The following is a 12871-nucleotide window of genomic DNA, read 5'->3' as shown; positions in this document are numbered from 1 at the left end:
CTCCAGGTTTTGAGTATCTTTATGGGTGGCTTCGCCTCCCGCCCCGGGATGATATCGGGATTCGGCCCCGATCTAGGCCGTTGGTTAACATTGTGGAATGATGGATTTCCCTGATACGTCACGGGCCAGGCGCCCAGGTTTTTGGTCCACCTTGCGCCAGGGCGCCAGGATGATGATGCGCGACGCCCGCGCCGGGGAACTGCGGCTGCTGGTGCTGGCGCTGGTCGTGGCGGTGGCCGCGGTGACCAGCGTCGGCTTCCTGGCGGACCGGGTCGGCCGGGCGCTGGAGCGCGACGCCGGGCAGATGCTGGGCGCCGACCTGGTGCTGGACGCCGACGAGCCGGTGCCTGCCGCCTTCATGGACCAGGCCCGCGAACGCGGGCTGGCCGTGTCCAGCACCTGGCAGTTCCCGTCCATGGTCGGGGCCGGCGACGGCGCCCAGCTGGCCGCGCTGAAAGCGGTGGAGCCGGGCTATCCGCTGCGCGGCGCCCTGCGCGTGGCGGGCGCGCCGTTCGAACCCGACGCCCCGACGCGCGACATTCCGCCTGAAGGGGCGGTCTGGGTGGACGCCCAATTGCTGTCCCTGCTGAACCTGAAGGTGGGCGGCACGCTCAACGTGGGCGACGCCCACCTGCGGGTGGACCGCGTCATCACCTATGAGCCGGACCGCGGCATGCAATTCGTCAACGTGGCGCCGCGGGTGCTGCTGCGCGCCAGCGATCTGCCCGCCACCGGCCTGATCGCGCCGGGCAGCCGCATCGGCTACGCCATGCTCGTTGCGGGCCAGCCCGACGCCGTGGCCGGCTACGCGACGTGGCTCAAGCAGAACCTGAAGCGCGGCCAGAAGGTTGCCACCCTGGAGTCCGGCCGGCCCGAAGTGCGCCGCACGCTGGACCGGGCGCAGCGCTTCCTGTCCCTGGTCGCGCTGCTGGCGGTGCTGATATCGGCCGTGGCCGTGGCCCTGGCCGCCGGCCGCTACATGACGCGCCACCGTGACGGCATCGCCGTCATGCGCTGCCTGGGGGCGGTGCAGTCGCAAGTGTCGCGCATGCTGACGCTGGAGTTCACCCTGGTCGGCCTGTTCTCGTCGGCCGCGGGCTGCCTGCTGGGTTATGCGGTGCACCAGGTGCTGGTGATGCTGCTGGGTTCGCTGATCGATACCAGCCTGCCCGCGCCTTCGGCCATCCCGGCCTTGCAGGGGCTGCTGACCGGCCTCTTGCTGTTGCTGGGTTTTGCCCTGCCGGCGCTGGCCCAGCTGCGCCATGTGCCGCCGGCCCGGGTGCTGCGCCGCGACGCCGACGCGCTCAGCGCGCGCAGCGCCCTGGGCTATGTGCTGGGGGCCGCGGGCTTCGCGCTGCTGATCTGGTGGTTTGCCGGCGACGCCAAGCTGGGCGGCGTGGTGGCGGGCGGCTTTTTAGGAGCCTTCGCCGTATTCGCGCTGGTGGCCTGGCTCTGCATCCTGGGCCTGGCGCGGGTGCGCCGGCTGGCTGCCGGCCTGCCGGCGCTGCGTTTCGCGCTGGCTGGCGTGGTGCGCCGGCGCGCCGCCACCATCACCCAGGTGTGCGCCCTGGCGGTGGGCCTGATGGCGCTGCTGTTGCTGACCATGACGCGCACCGATCTGATCCAGGGCTGGCAGCGGACCCTGCCGCCGGATGCGCCCAACCGTTTCCTCATCAACGTGCAGCCGGACCAGCGCCAGGCCGTGACCGACGCGCTTACCCGAGAAGGCCTGGGCCGCGTCACGCTGGCGCCGATGGTGCGCGGGCGGCTGATTGCCATCAACGGCAAGCCCGTGGGGCCGGACGACTACGAGGAGCCCCGCGCCAAGCGACTGGTGGACCGCGAGTTCAACCTGTCCTATGGCGATGAATTGCCGTCCTCCAACCGCATCGAGCAGGGCCGCTGGCTGGAACCCGGCGCGGCCGAGGTGTCGCTGGAGTCGGGCCTGGCCAAGACGCTGGGCCTGGCGCTGGGCGACAAGATGACCTTCGACGTGGCGGGCCAGCAGGTCGAAGTGGCCGTCACCAGCACCCGCCGGGTCGATTGGGATACGATGCGCGTCAATTTTTTCGCCATCCTGACGCCCGCCGCGTTGGCCGACATGCCCCAGAGCTGGATCACTTCGTTCTATCTGCCGCCCGAAAAGGCCTCGGTCCTGCCCGCGCTGGTGCGTGAGTTCCCGAACCTGACGGTGTTCGACGTGGGCGCCATCCTGCAGCAGCTGCAGTCCGTGCTGAACGAGGTGGGCAAGGCCGTGCAGCTGCTGTTCCTGTTCACCCTGGCCGCCGGCGTGCTGGTGCTGTCCGCGGCGCTGACGGCCACACGCGACGAGCGCATGCGCGAAGCCGCGGTGCTGCGTGCGCTGGGCGCAACCCGCAGCCAGCTTGCGCGCTCCCAGCGCATCGAGCTGTGGGCCGTGGGCGGCCTGGCGGGCCTGCTGGCGGCGGCGGGCGCCACCGCGATCGCTTGGGCTTTGTCAACGCAGGTATTTGATTTCACGATTACTCTCAGCCTCTGGCCCTGGCTGGCGGGCATCGCCGCGGGCATGCTGGGCGCATGGGCCGGCGGCGCCCTGGCCCTGCGCGGCGTGTTGCGCACCCCGCCCCTGGTCACCCTACGAGAAACCTGATGCCGACGCGCGTCCATACGATTACCGAACCCGTGGAAAACTCCAGCAGCATTTTTGACCTACTTGGCGGCGAGCCGGGCGTGCGCGCCCTGGTGGACCGCTTTTATGACCTCATGGACATGGAGCCCGACCTGAAGGAGCTGCGGGCCGCCCATGGCCCCAGCCTGGACCAGGCGCGCGACAAGCTGTTCTGGTTTCTTTGCGGCTACTTCGGCGGTCCGGACCACTATATAGAACGTTTCGGCCATCCGCGGCTGCGCGCCAGGCACCTGCCGTTCTCGATCGGCGAGGTCGAGCGCGACCAGTGGGTCATCTGCATCGGCCGGGCCATGGAAGACCAGGGGATCGAACCGGCCCTGGTCGAACGCCTGCTGCAGTCCTTCTACGGCGTGGCCGACTGGATGCGCAACCGTGAAGGCTGACGGCGATTCCCGATCCGGCGAACGGCGCCTGGCCTGGTCCGGCCCCCTGGGCGGCGCCATGCTGAGCGATCCCTCGCGGCTGGCCGAGGCCGGCCCGGACCTGTTCAACCCGGCGCACTACGGCGACCGGGCGCGGCCGGTGGATGCCGGCGGACGCCAGGCGGCGTGGTTCGTGCAGGGGGCGGGCTGGCAGGGCGTGCTGCGCCGCTACCGCCGCGGCGGAATGATCGCGCGTATCAGCCGCGACGCCTATCTCTGGAATGGCGAGGCCCGCACCCGCAGCTTCCGCGAATACCGCCTGCTGGCCGCCATGCGCGCCCAAGGCCTGGCGGTGCCCGCGCCGCTTGCCGCCGCCTACTGGCGGCAAGGCCCGATCTACCGCGCCGCCATCGTGGTCGAGCGCATCCCCGGCGTGCGGCCGCTGGCCCACATGCTGGCCGAGCCGGTCTGGCAGGCGGCGGCCGAGGCCATCGTGCGCATGCACCGGGCCGGCGTCTGGCATGCCGACCTCAATGCCTTCAACATCCTGGTGGGGGGCGACGGCCGCGTCTGGCTGATCGATTTCGATCGCGGCACGCAAGGTTCCCTGTCGGACCGCCAGCGCGAGGCCAACCTGGAACGCCTGCGCCGTTCGCTGCGCAAGGTGGCTGGGGAAGAGGGCGAGCGCTTCTGGCTGCGCCTGCGCGACAGCTACTGGACGGCCTGGGGCGTGGGAATCCAGCCCTGATCCGGGCGGCGGCGGCCAATTGCCGCCATCGGGCCCAAATCGCGCCAATTACCCGGCAAAGTTGGGCAGGTGATCGCTAAAAAGCTTTATCATTTCGCCTTTTGGTACTCCTGTCACATACGGCATAACGCAAGGGGGCTGGTGATGAAACTACGGGCGGGTATGCGCTTGGCGCTTGGAACGATGCTGGTCATGGCGGCCTCGTCGGCGGCGGTGGCGCAGAACAAGGTCGTCAACGTCTACAACTGGGCTGAATACACGGCTCCGGACACGATTCCCGGTTTTGAAAAGGAAACCGGCATCAAGGTCCGCTATGACGTCTACGACAGCAACGACACCCTGCAGGCCAAGCTGTTGGCCGGCAAGTCGGGTTACGACGTCGTTGTCCCGTCCACGCATTACGCCTCGCGCCAGATCGAAGCCGGCCTGTTCCAGAAGCTGGACAAGTCCAAGATCCCGAACTGGAAGTACCTGGATCCCGAAATCATGGCGCTGGTCGCCACCGTCGATCCCGGCAACGAATACGCCATTCCCTGGGGCTACGGCACCAACGGCCTGGGCTACAACGTCACCAAGGTCAAGCAGATCATGGGCGACGGCGTGGACCTGGCCAACTGGGACATGATCTTCAAGCCCGAGAACGCCGCCAAGCTGAAAGAGTGCGGCATCTCCATGCTGGACGAAGCCGCGCAGGTGTTCCCCGCCGTGCTCAAGTACCTGGGCAAGGACCCCAACAGCACCAACGCGGACGACTACAAGGCCGCGCTGGACGTGCTGATGAAGATCCGCCCGTACATCCGCCAGTTCAGCTCGTCGGGCTATATCGACGAGCTGGCCGTGGGCGACCTGTGCATGGTCTACGGCTTTTCCGGCGACGTGATGATCGCCCGCAAGCGCGCCCAGGACGCCAAGAAGTCCTATGAAGTGAACTACTTCATTCCGAAGGGCGGCGCGCCCGCGTGGTTCGACCTGATGGTCATCCCCAAGGATGCGCCGCATCCCGAAGAGGCGCTGGCCTTCATCAACTACATCGAAACGCCCAAAGTGCACGCGGCCATCACCAACACCATGTTCTACCCCAACGCCAACAAAGAGGCGCGGCAGTACGTGGTCAAGGACGTGGCCGACAACCCCATGATCTACCCGCCGGCGGACGTCTCCAAGACCCTGTATGTGATCAAGGCGCTGCCCTTGAACATCCAACGCCTGCAAAACCGGATGTGGTCCGAGCTGAAGTCTGGAAGATAAGTCATCATGAGCGATAGCCGTTACTCGGCGCAGCATTCGGCCGATCCGGACGAGTTCGTCCGGATCTCCGATGTCGTAAAGATCTTCGGCGATGTGGTCGCCGTCCGTTCCGTCAATCTCTCGGTCAAGCGCAACGAGATCTTCGCCCTGCTCGGCAGTTCGGGCAGCGGCAAGTCCACCTTGCTGCGCATGCTGGCGGGCTTCGAGGAAGCCACCTCGGGCCAGATCTTCCTGGATGGCGAGGACATCACGCACGTGCCGCCGTACCGCCGGCCCGTGAACATGATGTTCCAGTCCTATGCGCTGTTCCCGCACATGACGGTCGAGGCCAACGTGGCCTTCGGCCTGAAGCAGGAAGGCGTGGATCGGGCCGAGATCCACGACCGCGTGTTCGAAGCCCTGGACCTGGTCCAGATGGCCGGTTATTCGCGCCGCAAGCCCAACCAGCTGTCGGGCGGCCAGCAGCAGCGCGTGGCGCTGGCGCGCAGCCTGGTCAAGCGGCCCAAGCTGCTGCTGCTGGACGAGCCCATGTCCGCGTTGGACAAGCAGATCCGCCAGAAGACCCAGATCGAACTCGTGAAGATCCTGGAGCAGGTCGGCGTGACCTGCATCATGGTCACGCACGACCAGGAAGAAGCCATGACCATGGCCCATCGCCTGGCCGTCATGACCGAAGGCCAGATCGTCCAATGCGGCACGCCGCAGGACGTCTACGCCTTCCCGAATTCCCGCTTCGTCGCCAGCTTCATCGGTTCGACCAACATGTTCACCGGCACCATCGTGGTCGATGAACCGGACCATGTCGCCATCGAGTGCGGCGAGCTGACCCGCCCGCTCTTCGTCAACCACGGCGTGAGCGAACCGCTCGGCATGGAAGTGCACGTCTCCATCCGCCCTGAACGGTTGGTGGTGTCGCGCGAGCAGCCCGAAGCCGAGTACAACTGGGCCCACGGCATGGTCAGCCACATGGCCTGGATGGGCAGCTACGCGCTCTATCAGATCCGCCTGGATTCCGGCAAGACGGTCGAGGCCAGCGTGCCCAGCCAGCTGCTGGCCGCGATGGACGCGCCCGGCATCGACGAAGAGATCTTCGTCAGCTGGGACGCCGACAGCGCCACGGTGCTGGCGTCATGATCCGCTTTTCGCCCCGCGACTGGTTGCCATCGGGCCGGGCGCTGGCGGTGGTGCCGCCGTTCGCCTGGCTGGTGCTGTTCCTGCTGGTGCCGTTCCTGCTGGTCCTGAAGATCAGTTTCGCCGAGCTGAAGTTCGGCATTCCGCCGTATACGTCGCTGGCGGAATTCAAGGACGAGGCGGTGCAGTTCAGCCTGCATCTGCGCGGCTACATCCTGCTGTTCACGGACAGCCTGTACTTCGCCACGTATCTGAATTCGGTGAAGATTGCCGCCATCACCACGCTCTTCTGCGTACTGATCGGCTATCCCATCGCCTATTACATCGCGCGTTCGTCGCCGGCGGTGCGCAACCTGCTGCTCCTGGGCGTGATCCTGCCGTTCTGGACTTCGCTGCTGCTGCGCGTATACGCCTGGGTCGGCATCCTGCGCAACGACGGGCTGCTCAACAACCTGCTGCAGAGCCTGGGCATCATTTCCAGTCCGCTGGAAATCTACCGCACCGACGTCGCCGTCTACATCGGCATGGTTTACGCCTACCTGCCGTTCTTCATCCTGCCGCTGTATGCCACGCTGGTGAAGATGGACCTGCGCCTGCTCGAAGCCGCCTACGACCTGGGCGCCAAGCCCTGGCAGGCGTTCTGGCAGATCACCGTGCCGCTGTCGCGCCAGGGCGTGATCGCGGGCGCCATGCTGGTGTTCATCCCGGCGGTGGGCGAGTACGTGATCCCCGAAATGCTGGGCGGCGCCAACACGCTCATGATGGGCCGCGTGATGTGGAATGAATTCTTCAACAACGCCGACTGGCCCATGGCCTCGGCCGTGACCTGCGTGATGGTGCTGTTGCTGCTGGTGCCCCTGGTGTATTTCCAATACAACCAGGTCAAGCAGCAGGAACAGGCGAGCGGAGGCCGCAAATGAACGGGCCCAACAAGACTTTGCGCGCCGTCGTGCTGGGGCTGGGGTACTTCTTCCTGTACGTGCCCATCATCAGCCTGATGGTGTTCTCGTTCAACGAGTCGCCCACCGTCACGTCGTGGACCGGCTTCTCGTTCCGCTGGTATCACTCGCTGTTCAACGACGACGCGCTGCTGCGCGCGGCCTGGCTGTCGTTCCGCATCGCCGCCATGACAGCCACCGCCGCCGTCATCATCGGCACCTGGGCCGGCTATGTGCTGGGCCGCATGGGACGCTTCCGCGGCTTCGCCCTGTATGTGGGCATGCTGAGCGCGCCGCTGGTCATCCCCGAAGTGGTGCTGGGCATCTCGCTCCTGCTGATGTTCGTGGAACTGCGCGGCAGCCTGGGCTGGCCCGCCGAAAACGGCATCTTCACGATCTGGGTCGGCCACGTGACCCTGTGCATGGCCTTCGTCGCGGTCGTCATCCAGACCCGCATCCGCGACCTGGACCGCTCGCTGGAAGAGGCCGCGCTGGACCTGGGCGCCACGCCCATGACCGTGTTCTTCAAGATCACGCTGCCGCTGATCGCGCCGGCGCTGGCCTCGGCCTGGCTGCTGTCCTTCACCCTGTCGCTGGACGACGTGGTGCTGGCTTCGTTCCTGTCCGGCCCCAGCTCCAGCACGCTGCCCATGGAAGTTTTCTCGCGCGTGCGCCTGGGCTTGAAACCCGAAATCAACGCGCTGGCGACGCTCTTCATCCTGGCGGTCGGCACTTGCGTGATCCTGGCCAACCGCATGCAATGGCGCAAGGAGTCCGAACCCAAATGAAGCAAACCACCCTGTACGGCCTGACGAAGTGCAGCACCTGCGTCAAGGCGCGCGACTGGCTGACCGCGCATGGCGTTGCCCATGCGTTCGTGGACTACCGCGACAATCCGGTGCCGGCCGCCACGCTGAAGTCCTGGGCTGACCAGGTCGGCGGCTGGGAAAAGCTGGTCAACCGCACGTCCATGACCTGGCGCAACCTGCCCGAAGAGCGCAAGACGGCGCACACCGATGCGCAGTGGAGCCAGCTGATCGCCGAGTATCCGGCGCTGGTGCGCCGCCCGGTTACGGTCACGCCCGATGGCGAGGTGAGCGTTGGCTTCAGCGAAAAGCGCTACGGCGAACGTTTCGCCTGAGGTCCAGGCCGGCCTGGCGCCGGGCGCGCCCGGCCGGGCCTTGCCCGACGCCTTCTTCGACCGCGACGCCGCGCAGCTGGCGCGCGAGTTGCCGGGCAAGGTGATCCGCCACCGCGTGGGTGACCTGTGGCTGTCGGCCCGCATCATCGAGACCGAAGCCTATTACCTGGAAGAGAAGGGCAGCCATGCGTCGCTGGGCTACACCCACAAGCGGCGCGCCCTGTTCATGGACGGCGGCACGGTCTACATGTATTACGCCCGCGGCGGGGATTCGCTGAACTTCAGCGCCGGCGGGCCGGGCAACGCCGTGCTGATCAAATCCGCCTATCCCTGGACGGACGCGCTGTCCGGTCCGCAGGCGCTGGCCCGCATGCTGCAGTTGAACCCGGATGCACAGGGGCGGCCGCGGCCGGTCTCGGGCCTGTGCGCCGGCCAGACGCTGCTGTGCCGGGCGTTGGGCCTGAAGGTGCCGGACTGGGATGCACGCGGTTTCGACCCGCAGGCGCTGTACGTGGAGGATGTGGGCGAGTCGCCCGAGGCCCTGATCTGCACCACGCGCCTGGGCATTCCGCTAGGGCGGGACGAACACTTGCACTACCGTTTTGTGGATCCTGCTTATGCGGCCTTCTGCACGCGCAATCCCTTGCGCCGCGGACAGCGCGCCGGCCACGACTATGTATGGGTAGACCGCCAGGGCGTGGTGTTGCCGCAGGCGCCGCAGGCGTAGCCGACCAGCCCGCGCCCCGGCCGCGCTTGCGTAAGGCGCCTCAGAACCCGCCAGTGGCGATGCGTTCGGCCAGGGCCGCGCGCATGCGCGTGTACTTGCGGTGGATGCGCCGGCTGTTCAGGCGCTTGCTCCAGGCATAGATCGGAATCAGGGGCAGCCCGCCGAAGCCGTCGATCAGGTACAGGCCTTGTTTGCCGTCGGCATTCAGGCCACAGGCGATGTTGCTGGCGGAGATGTCGTGCAGGACCACGTGGGCATCGGCCAAGTCCTGGAAGAATTCGTCCAGCTGCGCGCTGAGGGCGTCGTCCAGCTTGCCCTGCTTGGCCAGATCCGTCACGGTGGGAGCAATATTGCCGTTGGTATCGCAGATTTTCTCGACGACCAGCCCCAAGCCCAGCGTGGTTTGGGCCACGCCGAGTATGCGCGCCATTGGCACCTGCCAGACGCCGGAGGGGCGGGTGGTGGTGGTGACGTACTCGGAAATTTCGGTCAGGTAGACGCGGTACGCGCTTTCACGCTGGTACTGCTTGTACCAGCGCTTGAACGGGCGCGATTCCAGGTACACCGCGCGGGCGCGCATATCCATGACCTTGACGAGCAAGGACGGCATGTTGGGGTGCTGGAATATGTGCCTGTCGTGTCCCGAGGCGAGCGGCGTGGCGGCGTTCAGGTCCAGCGGGCCGAAGACGGACTGGAATGAAGCCGCGGCGAGACAGGGGGTGGGATCTGGGGGGGTCAAGGGGGAGCAAACCTGTTTGAATGCCCCAAAGTTTAATCCCTTGTTTCCGTTTTACTTGCCCGGCAGTGGTCGATCCTAGCGGGATTCACCCTGAACGACGGGGGCCGCATCCTACAATCCCGGCTTTGGAGATGCATCTTTTGAACGACATACATCTGCTTTGGATCGCCGCAGGCGGCGCCGTTCTGGCCTTTCTGGCGGCGTTGCTGGCCTGGCTGCGCCCGCCCGCGCAGGACGCCCGGCTCGATGCGCTGCTGGAAAGCCTGGAACGCACCGAGCGCGCGCTGCGCTCCGACATCGCTGAAGGCCAGCGCGGCCTGCGCAGCGAATTCGCGGACTCCACGCGCGCCCTGCGGGTGGAGCTGTCGCAGTCGCATGGCGACCTGCGCGCCGGCTTGTCGCGCGATGCCCAGGCCGCGCGCGCCGAGTCGGCGGAATCCCTGACGCGCTTTGCAGCGGGCTTCTCCGAGCAACTGCAAGGCCTCATCCAGATCAACGAGCGGCGCCTGATGGAAGTGCGCGCCACGGTGGATCAGCGGCTGCAATCGTTGCAAACCGACAACAGCGCCAAGCTCGACGAAATGCGCCGCACCGTGGATGAAAAACTCCACGCCACGCTGGAGCAGCGCCTGGGCGAGTCCTTCAAGCTGGTGTCGGACCGCCTGGAGGCCGTGCACAAGGGCCTGGGGGAAATGCAGGCGCTGGCGGCGGGCGTGGGCGACCTGAAGCGGGTGCTGACCAACGTGAAGTCGCGCGGCACCTGGGGCGAGGTGCAGCTGGCCAGGCTGATCGAGGACAACATGACGCCGGACCAGTACGCCAGCAACATCAAGCCCGTGCCGGGCAGCGATGCGGTGGTGGAGTTCGCCATCCGCCTGCCGGGGCGCGGCGATGGCGGCGAACCCGTCTGGCTGCCGATCGACGCCAAGTTCCCCAAGGAAGAGTACGAGCGCCTCATGGACGCGCAGGAAGCCGCCGACATCGAAGGCGTGAAGAACGCCGGCGCCGCGCTGGGCCGGGCCGTCGAGCTGCAGGCGCGCCTGATCGCGGGCAAGTACGTCGCGCCGCCGCACACCACCGACTTCGCCATCATGTTCCTGCCCACCGAAAGCCTGTACGCCGAGGTACTGCGCCGCCCGGGCCTGCTGGACAAGCTGCATGACCTGCGCGTCAACGTGGCCGGTCCCAGCAACCTGGCGGCGCTGCTGAACAGCCTGCAGATGGGGTTCCGCACGCTGGCGATCGAACAGCGCTCGTCCGAGGTCTGGCAGGTGCTGCGCGCGGTCAAGACGGAGTTCGGCAAGTTCGGCGAATCCCTGGCCAGCGTCAAGAAGACGCTGGACACTGCCAGCAACAAGATCGGGCAGACGGAAGTGCGCACCCGCGCCATGCTCAAGAACCTGAAGGCCGTCGAGGCGCTCCCCGAAGCCGACGCCCGGCTGCTGCTGGGCGCGGCGGACGAGGGCGGCCCCGGGGATGACGACGAAGACCAGGCTGCGGGCCAGAACTGATCCGGCCGCGGCGGCATCGCAGGGGCGTGAGCTTGTTGCCCGCTGCGACTGCCGATATCCTGGCGCTAGCGGCAATCCGCCGTCAGATACCTGGAGCATTGCAAGCATGAGCACCGCTGAACGCCATGATTCCTCCACCCTGGACGCGACGGCGCTGGGCGCCGATATCGCACAAGGGGCCACCACTGCGCTTGCTGCGATGCAGCAGGCGGTGGATCGGGTGGCGGCCCGCAATCCCTCGATCAACGCGGCCTGCGGCATGCAGGCGGAAATCGGCCTGCGCCTGGCGCAGTCGCTGGACGAGGAGCTGGGCGGCCTGTCGCAGGAACAGCGCTTGGCGCAATTGCAGAAGCGGCCGTTCCTGGGCGTGCCCACCTTGCTCAAGGATCTGGGCACCGCGGCGTTGGGCCTGCCCAGCGCCATGGGGTCGGTGCTGTATGGCCAGGTGGAATGGAACGTCGACGCCGAGATCGTCAAGCGCTACCGTCGTGCCGGCCTGATTCCGTTCGGCCGCACGACCAGCGCGGAACTGGGCCTGAGCCCCACCACCGAATCGCCGGTCTACGGACCGGCCACGCAGAATCCCTGGAAGGCGGGCCATAGCGCGGGCGGGTCCAGCGGCGGCGCGGGCGCCGCGCTGGCCAGCGGCATGGTGCGCATCGCCCATGGCAGCGACGGCGGCGGGTCCATCCGCATTCCCTCGTCCTGCTGCGGCGTGCTGGGCCTGAAACCTTCGCGCGGCCTGATGCCGCTGGGTCCGCTGAAGGGCGAAGGCTGGGGCGGCCTGGCCACCGAACACATGATGACCCTGTCGGTGCGCGACTGCGCCGCGTCGCTGGACATCAGCGCCGGCGCCGACGTGGGCGCGCCATATGCCGCGCCGGCGCTGCCGAAGGATTCCTATCGCGCCGTGGTGGCGCGCGTGGCCGCCGATCCGCAATCGGCTGCGCGGCGCCGCATCGCCTTCGTCAACACCACCTACGAGGGCGAGGCCATCCATCCTGAAGTGGCGGCCGTCGTGGACGAGGCCGCGCGCCTCTTCGCCTCGCTGGGCCATGAATTGGCGCCTGCCGCGCCGCCGGTGGGATCCGAGGAGGTGCTGTCGCCCATGCTGCCGCTGATCGCGAGCGCGGCGGCCAACGCCATCGATGCCTTCGTGGCCGCGCGCGGCCGCCGCCTGGCCGCCGACGAACTGCAGCCGACCACGCTGGGCGCGCGCGAGTACGCCCGCGCCATCTCCGGCGCGCAGTACGTGGCCTGCGTCGATACCTGCCACGAGATCACGCGCCGGGTCGGCCGCTTCCTGGAGCGCGACGGCACGCAAGGCTACGACCTGTTCCTCAGCCCTGTGCTGGCGCAGCCGCCGGCGGCCATTGGCCGCTACGCCATGGACAACGCCGACTACCTGGCCTACCGTTTGGGCAAGAAGGGCGTCATCGGCTATTCGCCTTTCGCGCCTTTGGCCAATCTGACGGGCATGCCCGCCATCTCCATCCCCTTCGGCATGTCGTCCGATGGCCTGCCCATCGGCATCCAGTTGATGGGGCCGCTGGGCAGCGAGGCGCTGTTGCTGGAACTGGCAGCGCAGGTCGAAGCGCTGCGGCCCTGGGCCCTGGTGGCGCCAATGGCCAGATAGGGCGGAAGGGGCAGACCGCGCC

At 67.3% G+C, this 12871-nt stretch carries 12 protein-coding genes; 11 read left to right on the top strand and 1 reads right to left on the bottom strand.

All coding sequences use genetic code 11. From position 1 onward, the window contains the following. The first annotated feature begins 97 nt into the window (after positions 1–97). The 9 genes from NGK62_RS00930 to NGK62_RS00890 all read left to right on the top strand — a co-directional run bounded on the left by NGK62_RS00930 (position 98) and on the right by NGK62_RS00890 (position 8963). Positions 98–2629 (top strand): ABC transporter permease, encoded by a 2532-nt coding sequence (locus NGK62_RS00930; protein ID WP_118932240.1) that lies wholly within the window; start codon positions 98–100, stop codon positions 2627–2629. Then, positions 2629–3051: a group II truncated hemoglobin gene (locus NGK62_RS00925; RefSeq protein ID WP_059380436.1), complete on the top strand. Its 423-nt coding sequence runs from the start codon at positions 2629–2631 to the stop codon at positions 3049–3051. Before NGK62_RS00930 ends, NGK62_RS00925 begins: the two co-directional genes overlap by 1 nt. Beyond that, positions 3041–3778 carry a 3-deoxy-D-manno-octulosonic acid kinase gene (locus NGK62_RS00920; RefSeq protein WP_251877115.1) on the top strand — a complete coding sequence of 246 codons (738 nt, stop codon included), beginning with the start codon at positions 3041–3043 and terminating at the stop codon, positions 3776–3778. Before NGK62_RS00925 ends, NGK62_RS00920 begins: the two co-directional genes overlap by 11 nt. A 144-nt stretch (positions 3779–3922) precedes the next feature. Further along, on the top strand, positions 3923–5026 hold the full coding sequence (locus NGK62_RS00915) for a polyamine ABC transporter substrate-binding protein (RefSeq protein WP_059380435.1): 1104 nt from the start codon (positions 3923–3925) through the stop codon (positions 5024–5026). 6 nt (positions 5027–5032) lie between these two features. Continuing rightward, positions 5033–6160, top strand: coding sequence for an ABC transporter ATP-binding protein (locus tag NGK62_RS00910; protein WP_059380434.1), 1128 nt, complete (start codon positions 5033–5035; stop codon positions 6158–6160). Further along, positions 6157–7077 (top strand): ABC transporter permease subunit, encoded by a 921-nt coding sequence (locus tag NGK62_RS00905; protein ID WP_059380433.1) that lies wholly within the window; start codon positions 6157–6159, stop codon positions 7075–7077. The genes NGK62_RS00910 and NGK62_RS00905 overlap by 4 nt, the downstream gene beginning before the upstream one ends. Next, positions 7074–7883: an ABC transporter permease subunit gene (locus NGK62_RS00900; RefSeq protein WP_042792726.1), complete on the top strand. Its 810-nt coding sequence runs from the start codon at positions 7074–7076 to the stop codon at positions 7881–7883. Before NGK62_RS00905 ends, NGK62_RS00900 begins: the two co-directional genes overlap by 4 nt. Then, on the top strand, positions 7880–8236 hold the full coding sequence (locus NGK62_RS00895; protein WP_059380432.1) for an arsenate reductase: 357 nt from the start codon (positions 7880–7882) through the stop codon (positions 8234–8236). The genes NGK62_RS00900 and NGK62_RS00895 overlap by 4 nt, the downstream gene beginning before the upstream one ends. 13 nt (positions 8237–8249) lie before the next feature. Further along, a complete protein-coding gene (locus tag NGK62_RS00890; protein WP_118932262.1) occupies positions 8250–8963 on the top strand; it encodes a DNA-3-methyladenine glycosylase in 714 nt (237 codons plus the stop codon). 40 nt (positions 8964–9003) lie between these two features. Here the strand turns inward: NGK62_RS00890 and NGK62_RS00885 are convergent, their stop codons facing one another. Further along, complete coding sequence (locus tag NGK62_RS00885) at positions 9004–9702, bottom strand: PhoP regulatory network YrbL family protein (protein ID WP_118932242.1); 699 nt, start codon at positions 9700–9702, stop codon at positions 9004–9006. A 131-nt stretch (positions 9703–9833) separates the two neighbouring features. Between NGK62_RS00885 and NGK62_RS00880 the strand changes: the two genes are divergently transcribed. Together NGK62_RS00880 and NGK62_RS00875 are read left to right on the top strand one after the other, a co-directional pair. Beyond that, on the top strand, positions 9834–11213 hold the full coding sequence (locus NGK62_RS00880) for a DNA recombination protein RmuC (protein WP_059380430.1): 1380 nt from the start codon (positions 9834–9836) through the stop codon (positions 11211–11213). Between the two features lie 106 nt (positions 11214–11319). Continuing rightward, the gene (locus tag NGK62_RS00875; RefSeq protein WP_118932243.1) at positions 11320–12849 is read left to right on the top strand and encodes an amidase; all 1530 of its coding nucleotides are present in this window, start codon (positions 11320–11322) and stop codon (positions 12847–12849) included. Positions 12850–12871: the final 22 nt, after the last annotated feature.

Origin of the sequence: Achromobacter sp. Marseille-Q4954 (assembly GCF_943737025.1) — a bacterium.
Classification (GTDB): Bacteria; Pseudomonadota; Gammaproteobacteria; order Burkholderiales; family Burkholderiaceae_B; genus Achromobacter; species Achromobacter bronchisepticus_A.
The sequence above is the reverse complement of the archived record's forward strand: the minus strand, read 5'-3'. Positions and strand labels throughout refer to the sequence as shown.

What these genes read in the sequence shown, in the direction of transcription:
- NGK62_RS00930 (WP_118932240.1), top strand. Translation starts at nt 98, where the DNA reads ATGATGGATTTCCCTGATACGTCACGGGCCAGGCGCCCAGGTTTTTGG.
- NGK62_RS00925 (WP_059380436.1), top strand. Translation starts at nt 2,629, where the DNA reads ATGCCGACGCGCGTCCATACGATTACCGAACCCGTGGAAAACTCCAGC.
- NGK62_RS00915 (WP_059380435.1), top strand. Translation starts at nt 3,923, where the DNA reads ATGAAACTACGGGCGGGTATGCGCTTGGCGCTTGGAACGATGCTGGTC.
- NGK62_RS00910 (WP_059380434.1), top strand. Translation starts at nt 5,033, where the DNA reads ATGAGCGATAGCCGTTACTCGGCGCAGCATTCGGCCGATCCGGACGAG.
- NGK62_RS00905 (WP_059380433.1), top strand. Translation starts at nt 6,157, where the DNA reads ATGATCCGCTTTTCGCCCCGCGACTGGTTGCCATCGGGCCGGGCGCTG.
- NGK62_RS00900 (WP_042792726.1), top strand. Translation starts at nt 7,074, where the DNA reads ATGAACGGGCCCAACAAGACTTTGCGCGCCGTCGTGCTGGGGCTGGGG.
- NGK62_RS00895 (WP_059380432.1), top strand. Translation starts at nt 7,880, where the DNA reads ATGAAGCAAACCACCCTGTACGGCCTGACGAAGTGCAGCACCTGCGTC.
- NGK62_RS00880 (WP_059380430.1), top strand. Translation starts at nt 9,834, where the DNA reads ATGCATCTTTTGAACGACATACATCTGCTTTGGATCGCCGCAGGCGGC.
- NGK62_RS00875 (WP_118932243.1), top strand. Translation starts at nt 11,320, where the DNA reads ATGAGCACCGCTGAACGCCATGATTCCTCCACCCTGGACGCGACGGCG.